Genomic DNA, 23,672 nt, shown 5'->3' with positions numbered 1-23,672 from the left:
ACGTCGGCGGGGAGGTCAGCATCGGCTTCTTCGTGGCCGTGCTCGTGTCGAACGTGCCCGAGAGTCTCTCGGCGACCGCCGACCTGCGCAGGACCCATTCCGCTGCCTGGATCTATCGGCTCTGGGCGGCAATCGTCGTCTGCTCCGGGCTGGCCGCCGTCCTCGGCTACGCCCTCGCGTCGCACCTTTCCAACGTGGACGGACGCTACGTGCAGGCGCTCGCCGCCGGCTCCGTGCTGACGATGCTCGCCGACTCGATGATGCCTGAGGCCTCCAGCCGGGGCGGTCGCCCGATCGCGCTGCTGACGGCGCTGGGATTCGCGGTCGCCGCCTTCCTCACGACGCTGGACTAAACGCGGCAGGCTAGTGCGGCGTTGGCGATGCGTGGCGCGCCTGGCGTCGGTGGCTTGGTGGTCGTGCGCTCACAGGAGCACGCGGCGGGCGGCGCGGCACAGGAGCGCATCGTCGGTCGCGGCGGCCAGGGCGTCGCCGGACGTCGTGGGCTCGACGAAGGCGATGTCCAGGTGCAGACCGTGCAGTGCGTCCTCGGCGAGGGGGCCCGCGTGGCTGCCGCTCGGCGTACGCACGCCGCCGATGACCACCAGGGTCGGGCCGCCGGCCCGGACCGCGCGGGCCACCGCCAGCATCGGTGTCACCACCGTCAGGTCCGGCACGTCCGCGATCAGGCCGGCCAGCGCGACGGCCCGGCGCCGCCCCGACAGACCGATCGCCATCCCGGCCTCGACGAGTGACGCGGCGGCCTGCAGTTCGGCGCCGGCCCGCCGGCCCGCCGGCGGCAAGGCCAGGGGCATGGCGCCGCCGTGGACGCGGCACAGCAGGCCGCATGCGGCCAGGACCGCCAGGTCCCGGCGGATCGTCGGGATCGAAACGCAGAAGCGGCTGCTCAGCTCCCGCAGACCGACCCCGCCGGACCGGCGGGCGATGGCCACGATCTCGGCCCGCCGCATCTCGATGACCATGTCATGACCTCCTCATGCAGGGCGGGCGCGGCCGCCCGGCGACTCCTCGCCGGGCGGCCACCGCGTCACGGCGCCGGTGTGAGGCGCCACCGCTGCGGGCGCGCCGAGTTGTCGTGGTACTGCTCGAGCGGGGTCGAGCTGGCCAGGCTGCCCCCGGTCACGTCGAGGTTCAGTCCGCTACCGGCGTTGCGGATCCGGTACAGCCCGGCACCGACGTAGTCGAAGAACCACCGCTGGCACGCGCAGCCCGTGTACGACCACTGGTCGACCTCGGCCCCGTCGGTACCGAGGTTGTTCTTGACCTCGAGGTACTTCCCGCTCTGCTGGTTGATGACGTAGTACGAGCCGTCCGGCTGCGCCGACAGCTGCCAGCTCTGCGGCGGCAGCCCGTTGGGCGGGTACTGCTGCACCACCGCACCGTCGTCGCCCGACCCGGCCCGGACGTCGACATTCTGCCCGCTGTGTTGCGCCGTGATCGTGTAGCGGCTGCCCGAGCTGATGGCCGGCGGGGCGTAGCCGGCGAAGGACCCGAACTTGACCTGGATGTTGTGGCCGCCGGTGCTGTGCAGCGGCGGGCGGCCGGCTGAGGTCACGGCGGCGATCTCGTCGATGCCGGTCTGGATCAGGGCGGGCCAAAGGTTGTCGGCGTCGGCGAGCGAGGCCCAGGGGTGCGTGTCGTCCTGATACCAGCTGGCGCCGTAGTCGCGGCTGATGGTGATCTCGTGGGTGTTGGAGGTCGCCACGAGCCGGCCGTCGCTGAGTGCGAGGATGAACGGCGCGCTGACCTGGAAGGGCAGGGTCGTGCCGAGGCCGCTGGGCCAGCTGACACCGTCGTTGGAGATCTTGTAGTGCCCGTTGCAGTTGTCGGTGCCGCACACCTCGAACACGACGATCCAGCGGCCGTCGGCCATGCGGGTCCACACCGGCATGCCCGGGCGCGCGGCCGAGTTGCCCGCGTCGCTGACGCTGTAGGACTCGCCGCCCCAGCTCGATCCGTTGTTGGTGGAAATGCGCTCGGAGATGACCTGCGCATACGACGGCGACTCGGTGACGTGCTTCTCGTTGGCGTACATGATGGCGACGCTGCCGTCGGGCAGCTGCTGCAGGTACGGCTCGTAGACGCCGCGGTCCGGGTTGCCGAGGCTGCCGGGGCTTCCCTCGTTGGCGTCGACGGCGCTCAGCCAGGTCCAGCCGGCGCCGTTGTTCGTGCTGCGGGACACCTCGATGCGGTACGACTCCTGCCAGCGCACCGAGCGGTAGGCGAGCAGCACGTCGCCGTTGGACAGCTGCAGGAGCTGTCCGTTGTCCAGGTCGCGGCCGGGATCGCTGAGCGTGCTCAGCACCGTCCAGTTCCGGCCGCTGTCGGTGCTGCGGGCGATCTGCAGCTGGTTGCCGCCGTTCGGGTCGTGCGTGTAGCCGTTGTTGGCGTAGATGGTGTAGACGACGAGCAGGTTCCCGTTCGCCAGCCGGGTCATGCGCGGGAACTGTGACCCGAAGGTGCCGGGGTGCTCGCCGCGGGCGTCGGTGCCGGCGTCGGTGAAGGGGGCGACGTTGTTGATCAATGTGGCCGAGCCCCACGACACCGCGGTGCTGTCGCCCGGTGGGTTTGCCGCTGCCGGTGCGGCGGGGCCGAGCAGGGCGGCGGCGAGCGTTGCCGGGCCCAGCCAGGCAAGCCGGCGGACGTGTCGGTTCATGTGCGTCTCCTCGAGTGGCGGACTCTTCGAGTGGCGGCTATTTGTTGCCGGTCGTGGCGATGCCCTGCACGAAGCTGCGTTGCACGAGCAGGAACATGAGGACGATCGGTGCGATGGCGAGGACCGAGCCGGTCATCAGCAGGCCGTACTCGACCGAATGCTGCCCGGTGAAGGTGGCGAGCCCGGCGGGAAGCGTGGCGTGGTCGGCGCCCTGGGTCATGATCAGCGGCCAGAGCAGGTCGTTCCAGTTGAACTGGAAATGGAACAGGGCGAGGGTGAGCAGGGCCGGTCGAGCCAGCGGCAGGATGACGCGCGCATAGATCCGCCACTCCGACGCGCCGTCGATGCGCGCCGCCTCGTCGATGTCGCGGGGCAGGGACAGGAAGAACTGCCGGAGGAAGAAGATGCCGAAGGCGTTGGTCAGCCGGGGCAGGACCAGGCCGGCGGTCGTGTTGACCAGGCCGAGATTGTTCATCAGGTCGTACAGCGGCACGAGGGTGACCTGGAACGGGATCGTCAGTCCGGCGATGATGACGCCGGCGACGATGCCCGCGCCCTTGAACCGCAGGCGGGCCAGTGCGTAGGCGGTCATCGAGTCGAACACCAGCGAGCAGACGGTGACGAGACCGGCGAAGACGATGGTGTTCCAGTAGAGGTGGGCGAACGGGATGCGCGACCACACGTCGACGTAGTGCGTCACCGTGAACGACCGGGGTAGCAGCGACGGCGGCGACATGGTGAGGTCCCGTTCCGGGCGCACGGATGCCAGGGCCATCCACACGATCGGCAGCAGGATGGACAGTCCGATGGCCAGCGCGGCGAGCGCGGTGGTGACCTTGAGCGCGAGCTGGAGCAGGCGGGTCGGTGGGCGCATCAATACTGCACCGCCCGACGGCGGAAGTAGGCGACCTGGCAGAGCGCGACCAGCAGGATCAGCCCGGTCAGCACCCACGAGATGGCGGCCGCGTAACCGAACTGCAGGTTGCTGAAGCCGCTGCGGTAGATCAGTGGCACGATCGTCTCGGTTTTGAAGAACGGGCCGCCCTGGGTCATCACGTAGATCTGGTCGAAGGCCTGGATGTTGGTGATGGTGGCGATGACGGTGATGAGCATGGTCTGGTTGGACAGCAACGGCCAGGTGATGGACCTGAAGCGCCGCAGCCGTCCCGCGCCGTCGACGCGGGCCGCCTCGTACATCTCGGCCGGGATGCCCTGCAGGCCGGCGAGATACATGAGCATGTAGAAGCCGACGTTCTTCCAGATGCCGACCGCGATCACGGCGGGCATCGCCCACTGCGGGTCGGTCAGCAGGCCCTGCTCGGTCACCAGGCCGAGGCCGTGCAGCCAGTCGCTGAGCATGCCCAGGTTCGGGTCGAGCAGGAAGCTCCACGCGATCGACACGATGCTCAGCGAGAGCACGAACGGCAGGAACACGGCCGTGCGCAGGAAGCCCCGCAATGGGATGCGGGTGTTGAGCATGACCGCAATGCCGAGCGCGAGGCCCACGCTCAGCGGCGTCGAGATGAGTGTGTAGACCGCGGTGTTGCGCAGGGCGTTGCGGGCCGCCTCGTCGTCGATCAGGCGCCGGTAGTTGGCGGTGCCGATCCAGTGGGCCGGTTGGAGCAGGGAGTAGTCCGTGAACGACAGGTACCCCGCCTGAATCATCGGCCAGAACAGAAAGACGGCCAGGACGACGAGGCTCGGCGTGAGAAACAGCCAGGCGGCGCGCTGCTCACCGCGCCGGACGTTGGATCGTCGCGATGGGCGGGTCGTCGCGGCCGGGCGGCCGGGCGGCGACTGTGTGATCGTGGACATTGCTACCTTCCGTCGGCTGGCCCGCGCCTTCGCGGCCGTCATCGGGCTGGAAGGCGCGGGCTGTCGAGTTACTGACCTTGGTCGATCAACGCCTGGGCCTGTTTGTTGGCCGCCGAGAATGTCGCGTCGATGTCGGCGCCGTTGAGCACCTTCTCGAGAGCGGGCACGAAGACCGTGTCGTTGACCTGCCCGCCGTTGGGCACGCCGGCCAGGTACACCCGGGCCGCGGAGGTGATCTTCGGGTCACCGAAGATCGCCGGGTACTTGTTGCTGCCGAGGTCGGCCGCGGACAGGTCGGTGCGGGTCGACGGGAAGCCGGTGCCCTCGGCGTAGACCTTCTGGTTGTCGCGGCCGAGCCAGAACGCGAAGAACTGGTAGGCGGCGTCCTTCTTCGCGGCGTCCGCCTTGGCGCTGAGCCCGAACGTGACCGTGTCGGCCAGCGGGGTGAGCCCGCTGGGCCCGCTGAACGGGGCCGTCACCCCGAAATTGATCTTCGCCTCTTCCGCCGTCGGCGCGATCCACGGGCCGACGAGCTCCATGGCCGCCTTGCCGCTGGTGAACATCTTGTCGGCGTCCGCACCGCCCGCGCCGAGCGGCGACACCTTCTTGTTGCGCACCGCGTTCACCCAGTACTTGATCCCGTTGAGGGTCCCCGGCGCGTCGAGGGTGGCGGTCCTACCGTCCTGGCTGACCACGCCGCCGCCGAAGTTCCACAGCTGCGGCTGCCAGATCGGCAGCGTGTCGTGGCTGGCCATGACGATGGCGTACTGCTCTGGCACGCCGTCCTTGTTGGCGTCGACGGTGAGCTTGTCCGCCATCGCGGTGAACTCGTCGAGGGTGGTCGGCGGGTGGTCGAGGCCGGCCTTGGCGAACAGGTCCTTGTTCCAGTACAGCATCTCGGTGGAGAGGTTCAGCGGCACTCCGTAGTTCTTGCCGCCGACCTTGCTGACGTCCACTGCGGGCTTCACCAGCACCGAGGTGTCCATGTACTTGGTGGACGAGTAGAAGTCGTCGGTCGGCTGCAGCGCCCCCTTCGCCGCGTACTGGGCGACGGTGATGCCGTTGAGGCTCATGATGTCCGGGCCGGTGCCGCTGGCGATGGCGGTCAGCAGCTTCTGACTCAGCACGTCCCCGGGCAGCCCGTTGCTGGTCACGTGAATCTTCGGGTGCGTGTCGTTGAACGTGGCGATCATCTTGTCGATGGTCGGCTTGTCGGATCCGGTGAGGAAGTTCCAGAACGACAGGTTCACCACGCCGTTGCTGTCGGTGCTGCCGTCGCTCTTGCTGCCCTGGCCGGCGCAGCCGCTGACGAGGCTCGCACCGGCAAGCAGTGCCAGCGACGCGGCCACGGCGCGACGGCCCGGCGGGCCGGCGGGATTCTTGGTCAAAAACTGCAGCACGGTTTCCTCCTGGGGAGACGTATGCGCCGGCGACGAGGGATCTCAGTCGTCGTGCTCGGCACCGGGGGTGTTGGCGATGCCAGGGATGACGATTTGCCTCGTTGCAAAGTAGAGCACCTTCGGTCCCGGCCCACAAGAGATCAATCAGCAACGAGGCGGAAACGTTCCGGCCATGCGGGGCTACCGGCCGCCGGTCGGCCGCTGCCGCGGGGCCGCCGACTGCGCCGCGCCCGAGCTCTCCCGCACGATGAGCTGGTAGTTCGCGCGCAGCTCGGCCGCGGGAGCGGTGTCGCCGTCGAGCCGGCGCTGCAGCATCTCGACCGCGAGCCGGGCGATCTGCCGGCGGTCCGGGCTGATCGTCGTGAGGGTGGGCCGGCTGTACCGGCCGTCCTCGATGTCGTCGAAGCCCACGACCGCCAGGTCGTCCGGGACGCGCACGCCTCGGTGCGCGGCCGCGTGCAGCACACCGAGCGCGAGCAGGTCGTTGTAGCAGAAGATGGCGTCCGGCGGCTGGGCCAGCGACATCAGCCGGTCCAGGGCCTGCACGCCGTCGGCGCGGTGCAGGTAGCGGGTGGCCACGATCAGCTCCGGGTCGACCGGCAGGCCGGCCGCGGTCAGGGCGGCGCGGTAGCCCTCCGTGCGCAGGTGCGCCGTGGTCGCGGGCCGGTTCCAGGACTCGCCGATCGCGGCGATGCGCCGGCGGCCGCTGCTGATCAGGTGCGCGGTCGCGTCGTGCGCCGCCGCGACGTTGTCGACCATCACGTGGTCGACTCCCCCGCCGGCGATGCGCTCGCCGATGAGGATCAGCGGTGCGGTGCTGCGCCGCGCCTTCAGGTCCGTGCTGGTCAACGAGACCGGGCTGGCGATCACCGCGTCGTACATGGCCGAACCCTGGCCACGGACGATGACCTCGCGTTCGCGGGCCAGCTCGCCGTCGGTCTGGTCGACCACGACGGTCAGCCCCAGGGCCCGCGCCTCGTGCAGCACCGCCCGCGACAGCTCCGCGAAGTAGGGCACGTCGAGTTCGGGAATGACCAGGCCGACCAGCCCGGACCGGCCCTGCCGCAGGCTGCGGGCCAGGGGGTTGGGCTGGTAGCCGAGCTCGTCGAGAGCCCGCTGCACGATCGCCCGCGTCTTCGGCGCGACATGCGGGTAGTCGTTGACGACGTTGGACACCGTCCGCACCGACACCCCGGCCCGCTCGGCGACCTCTCGCAACGTTGCAGCCATCCCCGCGTTCCTCTCGCCTACTTGCCACCGACGGACCGTCCGATCATACTCGTTTGCGTCGTTGCAAAGTACATTCGGAGCGGAATTGAATATCGATACGATCGAGCCCGGTCGCGGTGACCACCGCCGTGACGTGTCCTATCCGCGGCCGCACTTCGACCGCTCACACAGCTGGCGGCCGCTGGACGGCGCGTGGGAGTTTCGAGCCGACCCCACCGACGCCGGCCTGGCGAACCGATGGCAGCACGATCAGGCCCCCTGGCCGACGACCGCGGTCGTGCCCGCGCCGTGGGAGCATCCGATGTCCGGCGTCCAGGCCCACTGGCTGCCGGTCGGCTGGTACCGGCGGGAGCTCGCCGTGCCCGGCGCGTGGCACGCGGAACGGATCATCGCCCACTTCGGCGCGGTCTTCCACCGGGCCACGGTGTGGGTCAACGGGGTGCCGGTCGCCGAGCACACCGGCGGCTACGAGCCGTTCGAGGCCGACATCACCGATGCCCTCGCCGCCCGGCCGGACGCCGGCCCCGACGTGCTGTGCGTCCGGGTCGAGTCGCCGGACGACAAACGGTTCATCCCGCACGGCAAGCAGCGCAGCATTCCCGCCGACGACTACGACGGCTGCAGCTTCACCCCCTCCAGCGGCATCTGGCAGAGCGTCTGGCTCGAATCCCGGCCGCAGACCCACCTCGAACACGTCCGGCTCACCCCGGACGACGACCTGTCCGGGATCGTCGCCCGCATCACCATCGGCGGCGACCCCGCCGGCGCCGAGCTGCGGGCCACGATCCCCGGTGAACCGCCGGTGCCGGTGACCGTGACCGGCCACGTCGCCACCGTCCGCCTCCCCGTCCGCGAGCCCCGGCTGTGGTCACCGGCCGACCCGCACCTGTACTGGGTCGACATCGAGCTCGCCACCGCGAGCGGGGTCGACCGGGTGCGCTGCTACACCGGGCTGCGCCGCATCGAGTGGGGTGGCGGGCAGCTGCGGCTCAACGGCGAGCAGCTCTACCTGCGTGGGGTGCTCGACCAGGGCTACTGGCCCGAGAGCGGGCTCACGCCCCCCTCGGACGCCCACCTGCGGGCCGACATCGAACTGGCCGCCGAGGCCGGGTTCAACCTGGTCCGCAAGCACGTCAAGCTCGAAGACCCCCGCTGGCTCTACTGGGCCGACGTGCTCGGCATGCTGGTGTGGGCCGAGCCGCCGTCGCCCGGCCGATACACCGCCGAGTCGACCGCGGCGTTCCGGGCCGTCACCGAGGCGATGCTGCGACGCGACCACAACCATCCGAGCATCATCATGTGGGGCGCGTACAACGAGGAGTGGGGCCTGGACTGGCGGGTCGACCACGACGAGGCCAAGCAGGCCAGCGTCGCCGAGGCCTACGACCAGATCCGCAGCAACGACCCGAGCCGGCCGATCATCGACAACTCCGGGTGGTGCCACGTCCAGACCGACCTGCTGGACTGGCACTACTACGACCAGTCCCCCGCCGGCTTCGCCGAGGTCATCGCCGAGCTGCTCACCGGGCGCACCGACCGCCTGCCCATCGAGCTCAGCGCCGGCATCACGACACCCAAGCCGATCGCCGTGACCGCCGGCACCGACACCGGCCAGCCCATGCTCAACAGCGAGTACGGCGGCGGCTGGAACAGCCTGGAACGCGGCTGGCACCTGCGCTGGCAGACCCAGGAACTGCGCCGGTATCCGGCGAACATCGGCTACGTCTACACCGAGTTGTACGACATCGAGCACGAGACGGTGGGCATCTACACCTTCCACCGCGGGCGCAAGGACCTCGGCGGGACCGTGCCGCGCGACGTCCACGCCGACACCGTCATCATCCCCCTGCTCACGCCGCACACCCCCGGCATCGACGTCGTGGCCACCGGCGCCGACCTGCCGCTCGACGTGCAGGTCGCGCACCACGGCGGGCACCCGCTCACCGGAACGCTGCGCTGGCACTGGGACGACAGCACCGGCGGCGAGACCCACCTGGTGCCGCTCGAGCCCCACAGCGTCAGCGAGGCGCTGCACGCGGCGGTGACCATGCCCGGCGCCACGGGCCGGCACCGGCTGCACCTGAGGATCGTCGACACCGAGGGGCAGCAGCGCGCACAAACGTTCATCGATGTCTCCTACGCACCACTCCCGAGCGAGGACCAGCCATGACCACGCCGCCATCCCGGCCTCTGCCCCGCGCCGAGTACCCCCGGCCGCAACTCGTGCGGGACGAGTGGCTCAACCTCAACGGACCGTGGGAGTTCGAGATCGACCAGGGCGACAGCGGCCTGGAACGCGGCCTGGTGCACCGGCCGCTCAGCGGCACCATCGTCGTGCCGTTCGCCCCCGAGTCCGAGGCGTCCGGCGTTGCCGACACCGACTTCCTCGAGGCCGTCTGGTACCGCCGGACCGTGCCGCTGCCGCCGGAGTGGTCCGGCCACGACGTGCTGCTGCACTTCGGGGCCGTCGACTACGACACCACCGTCTGGGTCAACGGCACCGAGGTCGCCCGCCACCGCGGTGGATTCACCTCGTTCACCGCCGACCTGACCGGCGTCGTGCGGGGCGGCGAGGACGCGGTCATCGTGGTCCGCGCCCGCGACAGCCGACACGGCGTGCAGGCCCGCGGCAAGCAGGCCACCTGGTTCCACAACACCGAGGCGCTCTACACCCGCACCACCGGCATCTGGCAGACCGTCTGGCTGGAGCCGGTCCCCTCCCGCCGCATCGCCGGGCTCCGCACCCTGCCCGACGTCACGCGCGGCGAGGTCGCCAGCCACGTGACCCTGGCCGGACGCCGGGCCGGCACGCGGCTGCGCGCCACCCTCACCGCACAGGGCGACGTCGTCGCCGCCGACGAGATCACCGCCGACACGGACTTCACCCCGATGCTGCGCCTGTCCGTCCCGGCCGGGTCGCGCCGGCTCTGGAGCGTCCAGGACCCCTTCCTGTACGACCTGCGCGTCGAACTCCTCGACGCCTCGGGCACGGTCATCGACGCCGTCACCAGCTACACGGGGCTACGTTCGATCACCATCGACGGGCCGGCGGTCCTGCTCAACGGCGAACCGGTGTTCCAGCGCCTCGTGCTCGACCAGGGCTACTGGCCGCAGTCGCTGATGACCGCGCCGACGGACGCCGACCTGGTGCAGGACATCCGGCTGGCCCAGCGCGCCGGGTTCAACGGAGCCCGCCTGCACCAGCGGGTGGCCGAGGAACGGTACCTGTACCACGCCGACCGCCTCGGGTTCCTGCTGTGGGCCGAGTACGGCGACTGGGGCTGCTCCGGCACCGGACCCGCCGGCGACAACCAGCATCCGACATCGTCGTACATCGCCGAGTGGCTCGAGGCACTCGCCCGCGACATCAGCCACCCCAGCATCATCGGCTGGTGCCCGCTCAACGAGACCCACCAGCGCCTGCACGACCGCACCACCACCCTGGACGACGTCACCAAGGCCCTCTACGACGCGACCAAGGCCGCCGACCCGACCCGCCCGGTCATCGACGCCTCCGGGTACTCCCACCGGGTCCCCTACACCGACATCTGGGACGCCCACCTGTACGAGCAGGACCCCAAGACCTTCGCCGGCCAGCTCCAGGGCCTCGCCGAGGGCACCCCCTACGCCAACACCCACGCCGGAGACGACGCCGCCTTCTCCCTGCCGTACCGCGGGCAGCCTTACATGATCAGCGAGTACGGCGGCATCTGGTGGGAGTCCGCCACCACCGGCGCCGTCTCCGGCTCCGACACCGCCAACTCCTGGGGATACGGACAACGACCGCACACCGAGGACGAGTGGCACGAACGCTTCCAGGGCCTCACCGACACCCTCCTCGACAACCCCCGCATGTTCGGCTACTGCTACACCCAGCTCACCGACGTCTTCCAGGAACGCAACGGCATCTACCGGTTCGACCGCTCCGAAAAGCTCGACGTACGCCGGATACAGCAGGTGCAGCAACGACCGGCGGCGATCGAACACCCCTCGTCGCAACCGGACACCTGAACCCGTCCGCCCGCCGTGGGCGGGTGGGTGGACGGCGGCGCTGGACACTGACGTCAGCGTCGCCGTCGGACGACCGGAGCACCAGACCGGTCAGGCTCAGCAGTGGATGTCCACCCGCCTTCGGAGTTCGTGGTGACAGAGGCCAAAGGCGGTCCCGAATCGGCGGGTACGATGGCAGCGCGGAACGTGGAGCCGCGACATTCCTGATGGTCGAATGCGTCGACATGGCAGTCTCCGGGCCACACGCCGTCCCGACGCCGATGCTGCTGCTCTACGGTGCCGCGATCCACGCCCTCGTCGGCGCCGCGGCAGGCCTGATCTGGCGGCGGCACAGTGACCGGTTGCTGCGCCTGGCGGTGCACCTGCTGAAGGCTGGACCTCCCCAGCCGGCAACCACGCCGGTCTCGCCCGCCGATGACACGCTGCCGCTAGCGACCCGCTGGTTGACGGGCTGCGCCGCGGGTCGCGCTCCCCCGGCCGCGACCGCCTGACCGGATCCGCATCCCGCGCCTGACGTGCTCCGACGTCCGGTGTGACGCAACGCTGCGCCCGAACGGGCCGGTGCCGCGGACGGTCGGGTGGCCCGCCGTCCTCGCACCGCCGCGCTCGAGGCAGCACGGCGGCCCTTCCCGCGCGTCACCATCAACAGGAGCGTGCATGCCCGCGCCCACCTCGAAGGCCACCCGACATCGGTTCCGTAGCCACGGCACCCTCGACACGTACTACACCGGCCGTGACAACGGCATCGGCTTCATCCGGCTCACGCTCGCCGGCGCCGTCGTCGTGGCCCATGCCACGTCGCTTGGCTTCGGCTGGGAGGACCTCGGCCGGTCGCTCTTCCGGAAGCAGACGAACGTCGGTACCCTCGCCGTCTTCGGGTTCTTCGTGCTGTCCGGCCTGCTCATCACCCGCAGCGCGGCGCACACCCCGATCGGCCGGTTCGCCTGGCACCGCGCGTTGCGGATCCTGCCGGGCCTGTGGATGTGCCTGCTCGTCACCGCCTTCGTCGTCGCGCCCGCCGTGGCGCTGCACGAACGCGGCACCCTCGCCGGGTTCCTCGACGGGGACTGTAAATTTAACGGCGGATCTCGATCCTTGCGCTGTCCGAACTGATCGCGACCGGGGACATCGACGTCGTCCCCGGTGACCCGTCGGTGCCGATCGCAGTGTGGCGCGTCGCCGACGTCGACATCCGCTGGAGCCACCGCCGTGCCGACGCCTTGAGTCCGCGGCTGGCCGCGCTGGTGGTCGGCGTCCACACTCGCCCCGGCGACACGATCGTGTCGGTTGGCCACGACCTGGCCCTGGCCGGCGCGGCCGGCGCCGGCGGGCGCGGCTACCGCAGCGTGGCACACCCGAACCAGCTCGCCGGCCTCGACCAGGCCGCCGGCACGGTCGCGCTGATCGTGCTGCCCTGGCCCCCGGCCAACCAGCCCCGCGGGATGCGCCGGGAGAGCCTAATCGCCATCTTCGGCGCCTGCCGCCGGCTGATGAGCCCGGGTGGCTGCACCATCGTCGCCCTGGCCGGGCTACCTCCCGACCAGACGTTCGTCGAGCACAGCAGCGCACTCATCCCTGCGGCGCACCAGGCCGGCCTGGGCTGGCTGCAGCACATCGTCGCGATCACTGCCCCGATCGTCGGCCAGCGCATCACCTGGCGGACGGCACCGGCCGACCCCGCGATGCTGCGCGCCGCCGCTCACCTCAAGGTCCACCTGGATCTGTTCGTGTTCGTCGCTCGAGGTGGCCGCCGTGGCTGAGCGCACCGACCCGCATGTCGCAGCCCCCGCCATGACCGGCGCCCGCGTATCGCCCTGCTGCGGCGACACGCCGGCACCGGGCAACCCGTCACCGTTGCTGTCGGTGATCCTGGTCGGGCAGCGCAGCCTGGCCCGGCAGCGCCGCGGCCGGTTCATCGCTGGGTCCGGGGCGCATCCGGCCAGGATGGCACCGGACCTGGCCGCCGCCCTGATCCGCGACTACACCCAGCCCGGCGAGCTCGTCTTCGACCCCCTCGCCGGGACCGGCACCACCCTGGTCGAAGCCATCCACGCCGGCCGCAACGCTCTCGGCATGGAGTACGAACCCGGCTGGGCGGCCCTGGCCCGAGCCAACATCGACCTGGCCCGCCGCCAGGGCGGCACCGGCCACGCCCGGGTCCTGCACGGCGACGCCACCGGCCTGCCCCGCGGCGTGCCCGGGGAGCTGCGCGGCCAGATCAGCCTGGTGCTCACCTCACCGCCGTACGGCAAGACCATGCACGGGCGGGTCGAGCACCGCCGCGGGCCACTGACCCGCTTCCACAACACCTACACCCAGCACCCGCCCGGCACGGACCTCGAGAACACCGGCCGCACGGCGGCCGACCCGACCAACCTGGCCCATCGCGGGCGAGCCGCGCTGCTCGACGGCATCACCGCGTTCCGGCCGGTTGCGTCCCGCTGCTGAAACCCGGCGGGATCATCGCCGTGGTGGCCCGGCCCTGGCGGCGCGACCACTTCCTGGTCGACCTGCCCGGCCAGACCATCCAGGCCGGTCTGGCCGCCGGCCTGGACCTCATCGGGTGCCGCCGCGCGGTCCACGCCGCGGCCCGCGACGGCCGTCTCGTGGCCCGTCACTCGTTCTTCCAGCTGCACGTAGCCCGGGCCAGCCGCCGCAAAGGCATCCCGGTAAACCTCATCCAGCACGACGACATCGCGCTGTTCCAGACCCCGACGTCTCTGGTACCGAACGAACCACACTCCGCATTCGGGCCGGCCCTCCCATGACGGCCGCCCACCGCCCGCTGACCCATGCTGCCGGACACCAGACCGGCGTCTGCCGACACGACGACGTCCGGGCCACCGCACGCCGATGCACCCTTCGCCAATCACCAAGACCGGCCGGCGATACACCGCCATCCACAGCCATCAGCCGCCTCGCCGGCACCGCTTCCAACACAGGTCCTGGAGCCAACATGACCCAACACCTCCGCGCCGCAACGGCTCAACCCACGCAACCCTTGACTCCACCTCGGGGGACTCTGCCGAGCAACAGCCGTTGCCGCCCCACCATCCAAAGCCCGGTCTCGATCCGCTCGCCATTGCCGCGCGAGTCGCGCTACCGTCCCGCCCCGTCACAGCGCAGCAGCCAACGCGCGGACAGCCCTACACGCAACAGCACGAGGAGCCGCACGGGTGAACAGACCACGCACACACTGGCCGGGTCGCGATGACCGGCCCGCGCAGTGCTTCGCAGGAACCGGACCCGCTCTTGACCGTCGAGCAGGTCGCCCGCTGGCTCGGCAAGCCCAAAGCCACGCTGTACGCCTGGCGCAGCCGCCGACAGGGTCCCCACGCCATCCGTGTCGGCAACGTCCTGCGCTACCGGCGCAGCGAAGTCGAACGGTGGCTCGACGAACAGACCGATCCGCAGTGACCGCCCGAGGACACCATGGCTAGGCCACAACTGCCCGTCGGCACCTGGGGAACCATCCGCCGCGAACAGGTCGGTCCAAACCGGCACCGAGCCCGGGCACGCTTCCGCGACTACGACGGCGTCACCCGCGACGTGGAAGCCTGGGGAGCCAGCGGCGCCGCCGCCGAACGCGCACTGCGCGTCAAACTCCGAGACCGGTCCACCCCGAACCGCAACGAGATCAACCCCGACATGCGGATCAGCAGGCTCAGCGAACTGTGGATCGACGAACTCATCGCCGAAGCCCGCCTCGCCCCGCAAACCATCGACCGATACCGAACCTCCATCCGCGCGACCATCCTCCCAGCGGTGGGCAACCTGCGCATCCAGGAAACCACCGTCAGCCGGCTGGACCAATTCTTCAAAACCGTCGCCGCCACCCACCCCGGCAAGGCTCGCGCCGCGAAAGCCGCACTCGGACAGATGCTCGGCATGGCTGTCCGCCACGACGCACTGACCAGCAACCCGGTCTACGACGTCGCCCGCATCCGCAAACCCCGACGCGAGGTGCAAGCCCTCACCGTCACCGACCTCAACACCGTCCGCGACGCAATCCACCGCTGGCAAACCCCGACCACCAGAAAACCCGGCCCCCGCCACAACACCGATCTCGCCGACATTGTCGACCTGCTCCTCGCCACCGGCGCTCGCATCGGCGAACTCCTCGCCGTCCGATGGCAAGACCTCGACCTGTCATCCCCACGGCCAACGCTGACCATCAGCGGCACCCTCGTCAACGTCACCGGACGCGGGCTCTTCCGCCAACCATGGACCAAAAGCGAGGCCGGCTACCGCAACATATTCCTCCCCCAGTTCGCCGTCGACACATTGCTCCGACGCCAGCGCCACGCCGAACCCGACACCACCAGACCCGTCTTCCACACTCGGACGGGCACGTGGCTGTGGCCCAACAACGTCCGACGCCAGTGGCGCAACGCCCGACACGAAACCGGACTCGGCTGGGTCACCCCACACACCTTCCGCAAAACCGTCGCCACACTCCTCGACCGAGAAGCCACCACCAAAGCCGCCGCCCAACAACTCGGCCACACCAACGAATCCATCACCGAAGAGTTCTACATCGCCAAAGCCAAACAGGCGCCCGACGTCACCAACGTCCTCCAAGTCCTCGCACGCCAAGTTCCGTAGAACCGGCATGCGCTCCAAACCCGGGCCGCCGACCCTCGCACCGCAGCGTGTGGTCGAGGCCGGTGCAGCCCCACCGGCGGCAGTCCAGGACCCCAGCACGCCGTCGGCTCGAGTCAGCGCATGAACTCCGCGGGATCGCGGTCGGCCAGGACGTTCGGCGGGTACACATGCCCCCGGTCCGGTCGCCCCGGAGGCAGAGCCGGTGCGACAACCGTGAACACGCGTTCGGCGGCGGCCTGGTCGAACTCCTCGGGCGCCTGCGTCGCCCGGCACCAGTAGCCGCCACCGGCGAGGTGGTCGACCTCGACGAACGCGCCGCTGGCACGCAGCGCGTCGAGACCACCGAGCCGCTCACCGATCTCCTCCGGCAGGATCGTGACCCAGGCGTAGCTGCGCAGCGCCCACCGACCGTTCGGCAGGGTCCGCTGCGGGTACTGGTGCGTCGCCTCCTCGTAGACCGCCTGCGTGAAGGACGTACCCCAGGAAACCTCGCCGTGCACGGGGTTGCTGTGCTCAGCCACAGCCCGCAGCACACGCAGCAGGGCCGAACGTTGCGGCTCCGCGAGCGTCATATCCGCCGACCCGGCGATGTTGAACAGCAGCCACGTGCCGCCACTGTCGACCCGATCCAGCGTCAGGTTCAGCGACGGCCCGAGCACGTTCCCGGTGCTGTCGTTCTCCCGGCACTCCAGCGCCGCCAGCCAAGGCACTCGGCCCAGCGACAGCAGCCACTCCTCCCACGCCGGCTCAGAGTAGACCACGTCCGGCGTCTGGTCCTGCTCGTCAAGCATGGTCACCAGCTGGACGCTGATCGCGCCGGGCAGTTCCTGGAGGGCTCGCGTCGAGTTCGACACCACGGCCGGCAGCGGACCCGTGACCGCCCGACGGAACTGGCCCCCCATTTCCGCGAACCCCATCTCGAACCATCGCCGGGCAGCGCTCAGCGCCCGCGCGTAACCCTCGTCGACCGACACGCACAGTTGCGCGCGCAGCGACGTACGGCGCCCCCATAGCGCCTCGACCTGCGCCGGAGTGGGTCCCTGCAGTTCGTCCATAGCTCATTTCACCGTTGTCGTGCTCGAAAGCGTCGTGGCCGGTACCGATCATCGACACCGGCCACGACCGAATCATCCGACCGGAACTAGTGTCTCCGACTCCAGCCATGCTGCGACCGCGTCGGCGAGCGGGGTCAACGCCGGCTCTGCCACGACGGCGGCTTCCGCGGCACCGCCGCCCGCCGCCACGAGCGGACAGAGCACCATGCACGCAAAGACGATCCCTGCCACAAGAATTCCGCCCGTGATCGCGATGCCCCATCCGGTGACCGGGTCGTCCTTGACCGCACCCTGGGTCGACGGGTCACTGACCACACGTACGAAGTGAACGAATCTCTTCTGTTGTTTGTACAACTCGGCTTTTGCTGCCTCGGCTGCCTCGTCCCGCTTGTCGCCGCGCGGGATCCGATTGCCGGTATCGGTAACTTTGTAAAGTTCGAGTCCGGGAGTTCCCTTGGAGGATGACACGGTGACTTCCTGCCAGTCCATGAACGGTACAACCGCCGGCCCTCCATCTTCGTCGAATTTCGGGCCCGCCACGGCGTGCATGCCCCAACGTTTGACGAGTGGATCCTTGTTCAACTGATCGATGTACCCCTGCAGCTGTTTGATCTTCCTAGCGGAACCGTCCTGCGGCACCGTCGTGATCTCCCATACCCAGATCTCGGTCGGATCAGCCTTCTTGTCGCCCTGGGAAGCAGCGATTGCGGCACAGTTGTAGCAGACGAGGTCTGGCCCGCTCATGCCTCCGACACTGGCGCTGACGATCGCCCCAGGATACTTGGCCTCGATCTGCACGATACGCAGCGCAATAGCCATATCGTGCGCCTGCGGGCTGCCTCCCGTCGCCACTTCCTGTGCCTCGTCAGCGGCTTTCGAATTGCCCTGGGCCCCCGCCCAGTTGCTCAGGCAGGACCCCGTACAGTCGTCCGGCGGCGGTCGCAAGCCAGTCGGATCACTGAAACGTAGCGGGTTGTTCCGTGCGTAGCCGTAGCCGTTGACCTGCTGAGGATCCGCGCCGTCGAGAACCGGATCGACACTGATGAACTGTGCTGTGGCGGGATCGTATTCGCGCGCGCCGAGCCGAGTAAGGCCAGTGACGGTGCCGGCGGGAGCATTGAGGAATCCGTGGTTGTCCGGCCACGTGGCGGCGGTGCCGCGAGGCTCGCCGTACGGAGTGGTCTGCCGCCATGTGGCGTTTTGCAGGGTGCTGTCGAGGTAGAGGGTGGGTGTGCCGTGCTGGTCCGTGAATTCGAACTGATAATTGGTGCTGCTTCCGCTACGGATGGCGACGATGCCGCCCGGCAGCACGCAGTAGCGGGTTCCCGTGACGACGCCTGTGCTCGTGTTGAGGACGAGCTGCTCGCCTTCGAGGTAGAGCGTGGTAGATCCGGGGTCGCGTTGGATGAGCAGTTTGCCCTCGGCATCGTAGATGAAGGTGCTGGTCGATCCCGTAGTGGCGATCTTGGTGAGTCGGCCGGCGTCGTCCCACGTCAGCGTCTGGTTTCCTTGGCCTGCGTTGCGACTGACCATGTTGCCGGCAGTGTCGTAGCTGTAGCCGGTGCTGCTGCTGGCGCCACCGCTGCTGGTGGTGGACGTCAGGGTGTGGGGTTGGTGACCGCCGTTGCCGTCGTAGGTGTAGGCGGTCGTGGTGCCCGCTCCTGTGCCGAGGTTGTGCTGCGTCTGCGCCGTACGCTCGCCGAGGTCGTTGATGGTCCAGCTGGTCCAGTAGGCGCTCGTCGAGCCGAGGCTGTCGCCGACCATTGTGTGGTTGGTGTCGGAGGGGGTTGCGGCGCAGTTGTCTGTAGCGGTCCACGCCTGGGTGAGCCTGGCGAGATCGTCGTAGGTGTAACACTGGGTTTCCGTCGGCGCCGATGCACCGCGGCGGGTGGACGCCTGCCGGGTGATGTTGCCGGCCAGGTCGTATTTGTAGGACTCATCGTTGACGGTGCTGGTCGTGGTGCCGGTCGTGGTAGAGATGTTCTGTTCGAGCAGCCGGCCGGTGTGCAGATCGAAACTGTTGGTCACGGTGCCGGTGTTGCCTCCGGAGCCGAGCAGTACCTCGCCGGTGGAATGTCCCCAGGCGTCGTAGTTGAACTGCTGAGCATAGCCGCCGGCGCTGCTGCCTACGCCGGATGGCAGGTCGAGGCTGGTGTAGGTGTAAGTCCAGAATTCCGACGGCAGGCCACCGCCGGCCGGCAGCTGATCTCGCGTCGGCAGGCCGTTGTTCGGCTCGTAAACGTGCCGGAAGCTGTAGCTCGTAGTGACGCCGTCAACGCTGCCGAAGCCCTCACTTGCCGGAATCGTCATCGTTTCGCCGAGCGACTTGCCGAACGTGTTGAAGTTCAGCGCCTGGGTCACGTACGGCTTGCCGCCCCAGTACGCAGTAGCCGTGGTGAGGTGGCCTAGCGGATTCGTCATGCCCGACACGGCGTTGTTGGCGTTGTCGTACACCCATGCCGCGAGCTGGTTTCCCGCGTTCTGGCCACTTCGCACGGCGTCGTATTCGCCGGTCTTACGGTTGAGCGCATCGAACGTGTACGAGATGGTCTTGCCTCGGGAGTCCGTAACTTGCACCAGGTTTCCGGCGCCGTCGTAGACCATGCTCGCGGTGTTCGGATCCGGCTTCGCTGTGGTGCCGGCGTCCGGGTCGGTCTTCGCGATGACCTGACCAAGCAGGTTGAATGTTGCAGTCCACGTGTTCCCGGCCTGGTCGGTGACCGTATTCTCGTTGCCGTGGCTGTCGAAACCAAAATGATTGGCGACGGTCGTGCCGCCGGTCAGGTAGGCGGTGCCGGTGAACCAACTGGAAGGCGGGACGAGTACGGGTTGGCTCTTGTACTCGTCGACCTCGACTGCACGGCCCGCCGGGTCCAACACGGTCGTTGTCGTCACGCCGCCGGTGGGCGGGATGGTGGTGGTGCGGTCACCGTTGTAGATGTTGGTGGTGGTTGAGATCACCACGCCGTTCTGCTCGGAGTGGTTTAGTACAGCGCGCCCGAGTCCGTCGTAGACGTAGACATTCTGACTCGGCAGCACGTTGGCCTGGGCACACGTCTGGCTCGGCGCGACCACTGTGGTGTTGGGTGCTGTGGTGCAGTCCCACCACCCGTTGTTTGTAGAGGCTACCCATCCGCGGGAGTCGTAGAAGGTGTCGACGATGAGCCGGCCGCCCTGCGCGGTTGGCGACTGAGTCTGCCGGGCTCGCAGGAGCCCGTCGTAGATGACCGTCATTGTGTCGTAGGTTGACTGCTTGTTGAGTCTACTGGTGGTGACGGCGGTCGTTCCGCTATTGGAAAGCTGGTAGCTGTACGTGTAGTTCGCCGGACCGGTGGTCTGGCGGGATGCGAACCACACGGCTGTCCGCCGACCGAGCGCGTCGTACTGGCTCGTGGTGACGACGCCATTGAGGTCACTGTTCGTCAGTATGATGCCGCGTTGAGGATCGAGCGTCGTCGTGGCGCTCTGGTTGAGCGCGTTGCTAACGGTAATTGCGGTGGTGAGCCCGACGGCGTTGGTGGTGTAGGCGTTGGTGGTCTTGTTGCCGTTGCCGTCGTAGGTGGCGATCGCCCTACCGACGGTGTCGTACCCGGTGCGGGAACTTGTCTGGTAGACGAACGCGCCCGCGATGTAGTCGGCCGCCTTGCGGGTCATCGTCACGTCGCCCTTGGTGGGCGATGCCGGTTGCGGGAACGTCGTAGAGAACGTCGGGTCGTCGTAGAACGCACGTGCGTTGCTGACGACTTGAGCGGGTCGGTTCACGGTTGCGGGTGCGGTCAGTGTGTTGGTCGCGCCCGGAACGCTGGCTGGGCTGCCTTCGGTGAAGCCTCCGCATGCGACGCTGTCGGTTTCGGCTTCCGTTGCTAGGCCGACCAGATTGGCGGCAGTGTTGGCCGGTGCGTAGGTGGTGGTGGTGCACTGATCGTAGGCCGGGTTGGCCGGCACGGTGTGGGTGTAGACGTGCTGCACTGTTCCGAAGAGGGCATCATCGGTGTTTGCGTTGTAGCTGTTGTCCACCTCGAGGGCCTGCCATGTTGTGGTGCCGCCACTCGTCACCGCGCGGCGGGTGTAGGTCTCGACGGGTGCGACGCGGACGGCAGTCAGGGCTGGCAAACCTGTGCGGCTACGGGTCGCGGTCGGCGAGGAGACCCAGTAGGAGTTGATGGTGGAATGGTCGACCGGTCCGCCACTGCCGAGATATTCGGTGCTTTCCAGGACGCTGCCCGAGAGTTGGTCAACGTCTTCGTGTTGCCCGCCGACGGAGTCGGCGCGGTTGACTACCGTGGTGTTGTTGTTCTTGGACATGCCTTGGTAGTAGGTGGTTTCGGACTCGGTCTGCGGGTCGGTGACGGTGTCGCCGGTGAAGGTTTTGACGTCGGCGTAGCCGCGGAACTGTCCGTAGGTTCGGTATTTGGCTTGTACGACCTCGTTGTCGTCGTAGTGCCAGGCTGGCCCGCTGTAGGAGTAGCTGGTGGACTGTGCGCGGGCTCCACCAGTGGGATCGGTCTGGGTCACGCTCTTGACGACGTACTTGTTGAACCAGTCCAGGACGGGCGCGGTGTAGCCGACCGGGGTCCAGTAGATCGGATAGCAGGAGCTGGTGTTCGTTGCCGGATTGATCGTGACTGGGGTGCTGCAGGGGTTGGTCCGGTTGTAGGCGACCGAGACGACTGACCCGGTTTCGGTGGTGACCGTGGCGATGCGGTAGCGGTACAGCGGCTGGTAGGTGCTGCTGTCCACGCGGTTGGCAAGGGCTGTCGGCGTGAACGACACTGATGGCAGGGTGATGGGCGACGAGGACGGCGCCGCCGTTACATCGGATCCGGTGTGGGTGATCGACGATAGCCAGAGCGTGGGCGAGGTCTGGTCCTGCGGTGTGGGCAGGGTCTGGCTCAGGGCGTAGGTGTCGATGGTCGTGTACCCGGAGATGGCGGGTGAGTACTGCTGGGTGGCGACCGAGGTCAGCCGCACCGTGGAGAAGAACGAGGGGCTGTACGAGGTGCACGTGCTTCCTGCCGCGCAGATCAGGTCGAACGGTACGTCGGGCCAGTTGGCGCTGTTGGTTGCGTTCAAGGGCTGGCAGGTGCCGGACACGCACCGGTCGTCGGTGTTGAACTTCACCCGGTCGGGCGCGGTGCCGTAGGCGTTGCCATCGGTGAAGCCGTAATCGATGTGGTCGAGGTGGCTGTCGCGCACGTAGGAGACGTTCGTTTCGCCCTTGTTCTTGCCATAGAAGTTGGTGTCCTGCTGGTAGTAGAAGGACATGGCATTGCCGTGCACGTCCACGACGTAGTCCAGGTTCCAGCGGTACGCCATCGTGCACACCGAGGCCGAGAACCCGGCGCTGTCGTAGCAGGGGTCGCCGGCATGGGCGGAGAACACCGGTTCGCTGTCCACGGAGTTCGTGGTCGCCTTGCCGGAGCTCCAGCCGGGCAGTTGGTTGCGACCGAACATGTACAGGTTGCCGGATCGGTCGCGCACAGTCCAATAGTCGGTGTTGTAGGTTCCGCTGCCGTTGCCGGAGTTGCTGACGTGGGTGACGACGTCGCCGCCGTCATGCTCGGCCTTCCACACCTGCTTGCTGGCGTCCCACACCAGCGCAGTCGAGGACCCGTCGAGCGACAGCGTGAGGATCGGTCCGTTGTAGCACTCATCGTTAGTAGCGACCGGGGAGGCGGTGCCCTCGGGATCGTCTGAGCAGGAGGCGAAGGACTGCTCGATATATGACTGTGGGGTTGACCAGCCGTCGCCGACCCACGATGACTGTGCCCACGTCGATGCGGTCTGTCCATCGAGCCGGCCGGAGTCGTACGCCAACCCGATCGGCGGCACGAGACCGGACGGGGCGGGCGGCACCTCGATCGGGTAGTTGAAGGTGAACGAGCCGCTGCTCCCACCAGCCTGCCAGGTCCCGGATGGCGTCAGTGATGTAGCGTCGTAGCTACCGGCACCGTTGCTCGCCGTCGACCCGCTTGCACCCGCAGATGTTGTCGCAGCGAAGACCATCGTGTTGGACGCGGCGGACGTTCGTAGCGGGTTCTTCGTGCCCGCTGGGGTGGCGTCCAGGCTGACCGGTGCGGATACGGTCTGGGTTTTGGTGTCGTTTGTGGACAGTAGCGGAGTTCCGGCCCGGCAACTCGGCGCGTCCGGGGTGGACAGCGCACAGGTGGGCAGCTGGACAAGGCGCAGGCGGGACCCGTAGTTGCCGCCGTACGCTTCGGCAAATCCGGAGTAGTCGACGCCGACGTTAATGGTGCCAGAGCCATGTGCCGCTGTGCCTGGGTCGACAGTGAACAGCACGCCGGAGATGCCGGCGGCCTTCGCGGCGTTCTGGTCTAGCACCTCCACGTCGACGCCTGCCGGTCCCTGATACCGGCCGTTCCGGTCCGGGCGGCTCTGTGCCCAGACCGGGCCGCCGGCTGCATGGACGGGGCCGCTCTCGCTGGTACCGAGCGTCACGGCAGTCCGGACCGGTTTGGGCCACGTCGTGGCATGCGGGGTGAACCGGGTCGTCTTGTCGACCGGCTTGTTGAAGTGCGGCGGAACGGCAGTCACGTGACCGGTACGCCGCGGCTCGGGCGACGCCGCGGCACTGCCGGCAAAACCCGGCAACGTTTGCACGGTGGCGGCAAGCATTGACACCACGACGGCCACCGCGACGGAGCGACGGCGGTCGAACCTGACCCGGAACAACTGAGCGTGACGCATAGCTCCCCCGCATCCTCGAGCACGACAGCACCCTTTGGACGCCGAGAACGAGTACGGCGTTGATAGGGCGGCGTCACTTTGCCAGAGATCGATGAGGTGCCGCGACGATCGATTGTGACGAAAGCATAACGATGATCGTTTGAGCCCGAGCCCCCAATCGGTCAGTCCATCCGA

At 68.5% G+C, this 23,672-nt stretch carries 18 protein-coding genes; 10 read left to right on the top strand and 8 right to left on the bottom strand.

Annotated elements, in window-relative coordinates:
* Positions 1-32: 32 nt before the first annotated feature.
* A complete protein-coding gene (locus ACQPY0_RS20135; protein WP_432991023.1) occupies positions 33-353 on the top strand; it encodes a hypothetical protein in 321 nt (106 codons plus the stop codon).
* Positions 354-422: 69 nt separating this feature from the next.
* Here the strand turns inward: ACQPY0_RS20135 and ACQPY0_RS20130 are convergent, their stop codons facing one another.
* The 6 genes from ACQPY0_RS20130 to ACQPY0_RS20105 form a co-directional block, all read right to left on the bottom strand.
* The gene (locus tag ACQPY0_RS20130) at positions 423-980 is read right to left on the bottom strand and encodes a DeoR family transcriptional regulator (protein WP_432991021.1); all 558 of its coding nucleotides are present in this window, start codon (positions 978-980) and stop codon (positions 423-425) included.
* 65 nt (positions 981-1,045) lie between these two features.
* On the bottom strand, positions 1,046-2,674 hold the full coding sequence (locus ACQPY0_RS20125) for an RICIN domain-containing protein (protein ID WP_432991019.1): 1,629 nt from the start codon (positions 2,672-2,674) through the stop codon (positions 1,046-1,048).
* A gap of 37 nt (positions 2,675-2,711) precedes the next feature.
* Positions 2,712-3,548, bottom strand: a complete 837-nt coding sequence (locus ACQPY0_RS20120; protein ID WP_432991017.1) for a carbohydrate ABC transporter permease — start codon at positions 3,546-3,548, stop codon at positions 2,712-2,714.
* Positions 3,548-4,489 (bottom strand): carbohydrate ABC transporter permease, encoded by a 942-nt coding sequence (locus tag ACQPY0_RS20115; RefSeq protein WP_432991015.1) that lies wholly within the window; start codon positions 4,487-4,489, stop codon positions 3,548-3,550. Before ACQPY0_RS20115 ends, ACQPY0_RS20120 begins: the two co-directional genes overlap by 1 nt.
* A 68-nt stretch (positions 4,490-4,557) precedes the next feature.
* On the bottom strand, positions 4,558-5,889 hold the full coding sequence (locus ACQPY0_RS20110; RefSeq protein WP_432991013.1) for an ABC transporter substrate-binding protein: 1,332 nt from the start codon (positions 5,887-5,889) through the stop codon (positions 4,558-4,560).
* Positions 5,890-6,069: 180 nt separating this feature from the next.
* Entirely contained in the window at positions 6,070-7,119 is a 1,050-nt protein-coding gene (locus ACQPY0_RS20105; RefSeq protein ID WP_432991011.1) for a LacI family DNA-binding transcriptional regulator, read from the bottom strand.
* Positions 7,120-7,252: 133 nt separating this feature from the next.
* Between ACQPY0_RS20105 and ACQPY0_RS20100 the strand changes: the two genes are divergently transcribed.
* The 9 genes from ACQPY0_RS20100 to ACQPY0_RS20060 all read left to right on the top strand — a co-directional run bounded on the left by ACQPY0_RS20100 (position 7,253) and on the right by ACQPY0_RS20060 (position 15,735).
* On the top strand, positions 7,253-9,289 hold the full coding sequence (locus ACQPY0_RS20100) for a glycoside hydrolase family 2 protein (protein ID WP_432991009.1): 2,037 nt from the start codon (positions 7,253-7,255) through the stop codon (positions 9,287-9,289).
* A complete protein-coding gene (locus ACQPY0_RS20095; RefSeq protein ID WP_432991006.1) occupies positions 9,286-11,130 on the top strand; it encodes a glycoside hydrolase family 2 protein in 1,845 nt (614 codons plus the stop codon). The genes ACQPY0_RS20100 and ACQPY0_RS20095 overlap by 4 nt, the downstream gene beginning before the upstream one ends.
* A 224-nt stretch (positions 11,131-11,354) precedes the next feature.
* Positions 11,355-11,621, top strand: a complete 267-nt coding sequence (locus tag ACQPY0_RS20090) for a hypothetical protein (protein WP_432991004.1) — start codon at positions 11,355-11,357, stop codon at positions 11,619-11,621.
* Between the two features lie 166 nt (positions 11,622-11,787).
* A complete protein-coding gene (locus ACQPY0_RS20085; RefSeq protein WP_432991002.1) occupies positions 11,788-12,243 on the top strand; it encodes an acyltransferase family protein in 456 nt (151 codons plus the stop codon).
* A gap of 41 nt (positions 12,244-12,284) precedes the next feature.
* On the top strand, positions 12,285-12,890 hold the full coding sequence (locus ACQPY0_RS20080; protein WP_432990999.1) for a hypothetical protein: 606 nt from the start codon (positions 12,285-12,287) through the stop codon (positions 12,888-12,890).
* A complete protein-coding gene (locus tag ACQPY0_RS20075) occupies positions 12,883-13,578 on the top strand; it encodes a TRM11 family SAM-dependent methyltransferase (protein WP_432990997.1) in 696 nt (231 codons plus the stop codon). The genes ACQPY0_RS20080 and ACQPY0_RS20075 overlap by 8 nt, the downstream gene beginning before the upstream one ends.
* A 23-nt stretch (positions 13,579-13,601) precedes the next feature.
* Complete coding sequence (locus tag ACQPY0_RS20070; protein ID WP_432990995.1) at positions 13,602-13,898, top strand: hypothetical protein; 297 nt, start codon at positions 13,602-13,604, stop codon at positions 13,896-13,898.
* Between the two features lie 442 nt (positions 13,899-14,340).
* Positions 14,341-14,547: a helix-turn-helix transcriptional regulator gene (locus ACQPY0_RS20065; protein WP_432990992.1), complete on the top strand. Its 207-nt coding sequence runs from the start codon at positions 14,341-14,343 to the stop codon at positions 14,545-14,547.
* Between the two features lie 15 nt (positions 14,548-14,562).
* Positions 14,563-15,735, top strand: coding sequence for a tyrosine-type recombinase/integrase (locus tag ACQPY0_RS20060; protein ID WP_432990990.1), 1,173 nt, complete (start codon positions 14,563-14,565; stop codon positions 15,733-15,735).
* Between the two features lie 113 nt (positions 15,736-15,848).
* On the opposite strand, the gene ACQPY0_RS20055 is transcribed toward ACQPY0_RS20060, so the two are convergent.
* Positions 15,849-16,790 carry a hypothetical protein gene (locus ACQPY0_RS20055; protein ID WP_432990988.1) on the bottom strand — a complete coding sequence of 314 codons (942 nt, stop codon included), beginning with the start codon at positions 16,788-16,790 and terminating at the stop codon, positions 15,849-15,851.
* A gap of 72 nt (positions 16,791-16,862) precedes the next feature.
* Entirely contained in the window at positions 16,863-23,498 is a 6,636-nt protein-coding gene (locus ACQPY0_RS20050; RefSeq protein WP_432990987.1) for an RHS repeat-associated core domain-containing protein, read from the bottom strand.
* Positions 23,499-23,672: the final 174 nt, after the last annotated feature.

This window comes from Dactylosporangium sp. CA-233914, assembly GCF_050942935.1.
Classification (GTDB): Bacteria; Actinomycetota; Actinomycetes; order Mycobacteriales; family Micromonosporaceae; genus Dactylosporangium.
This window is presented reverse-complemented; position numbering and strand designations above follow the sequence as displayed.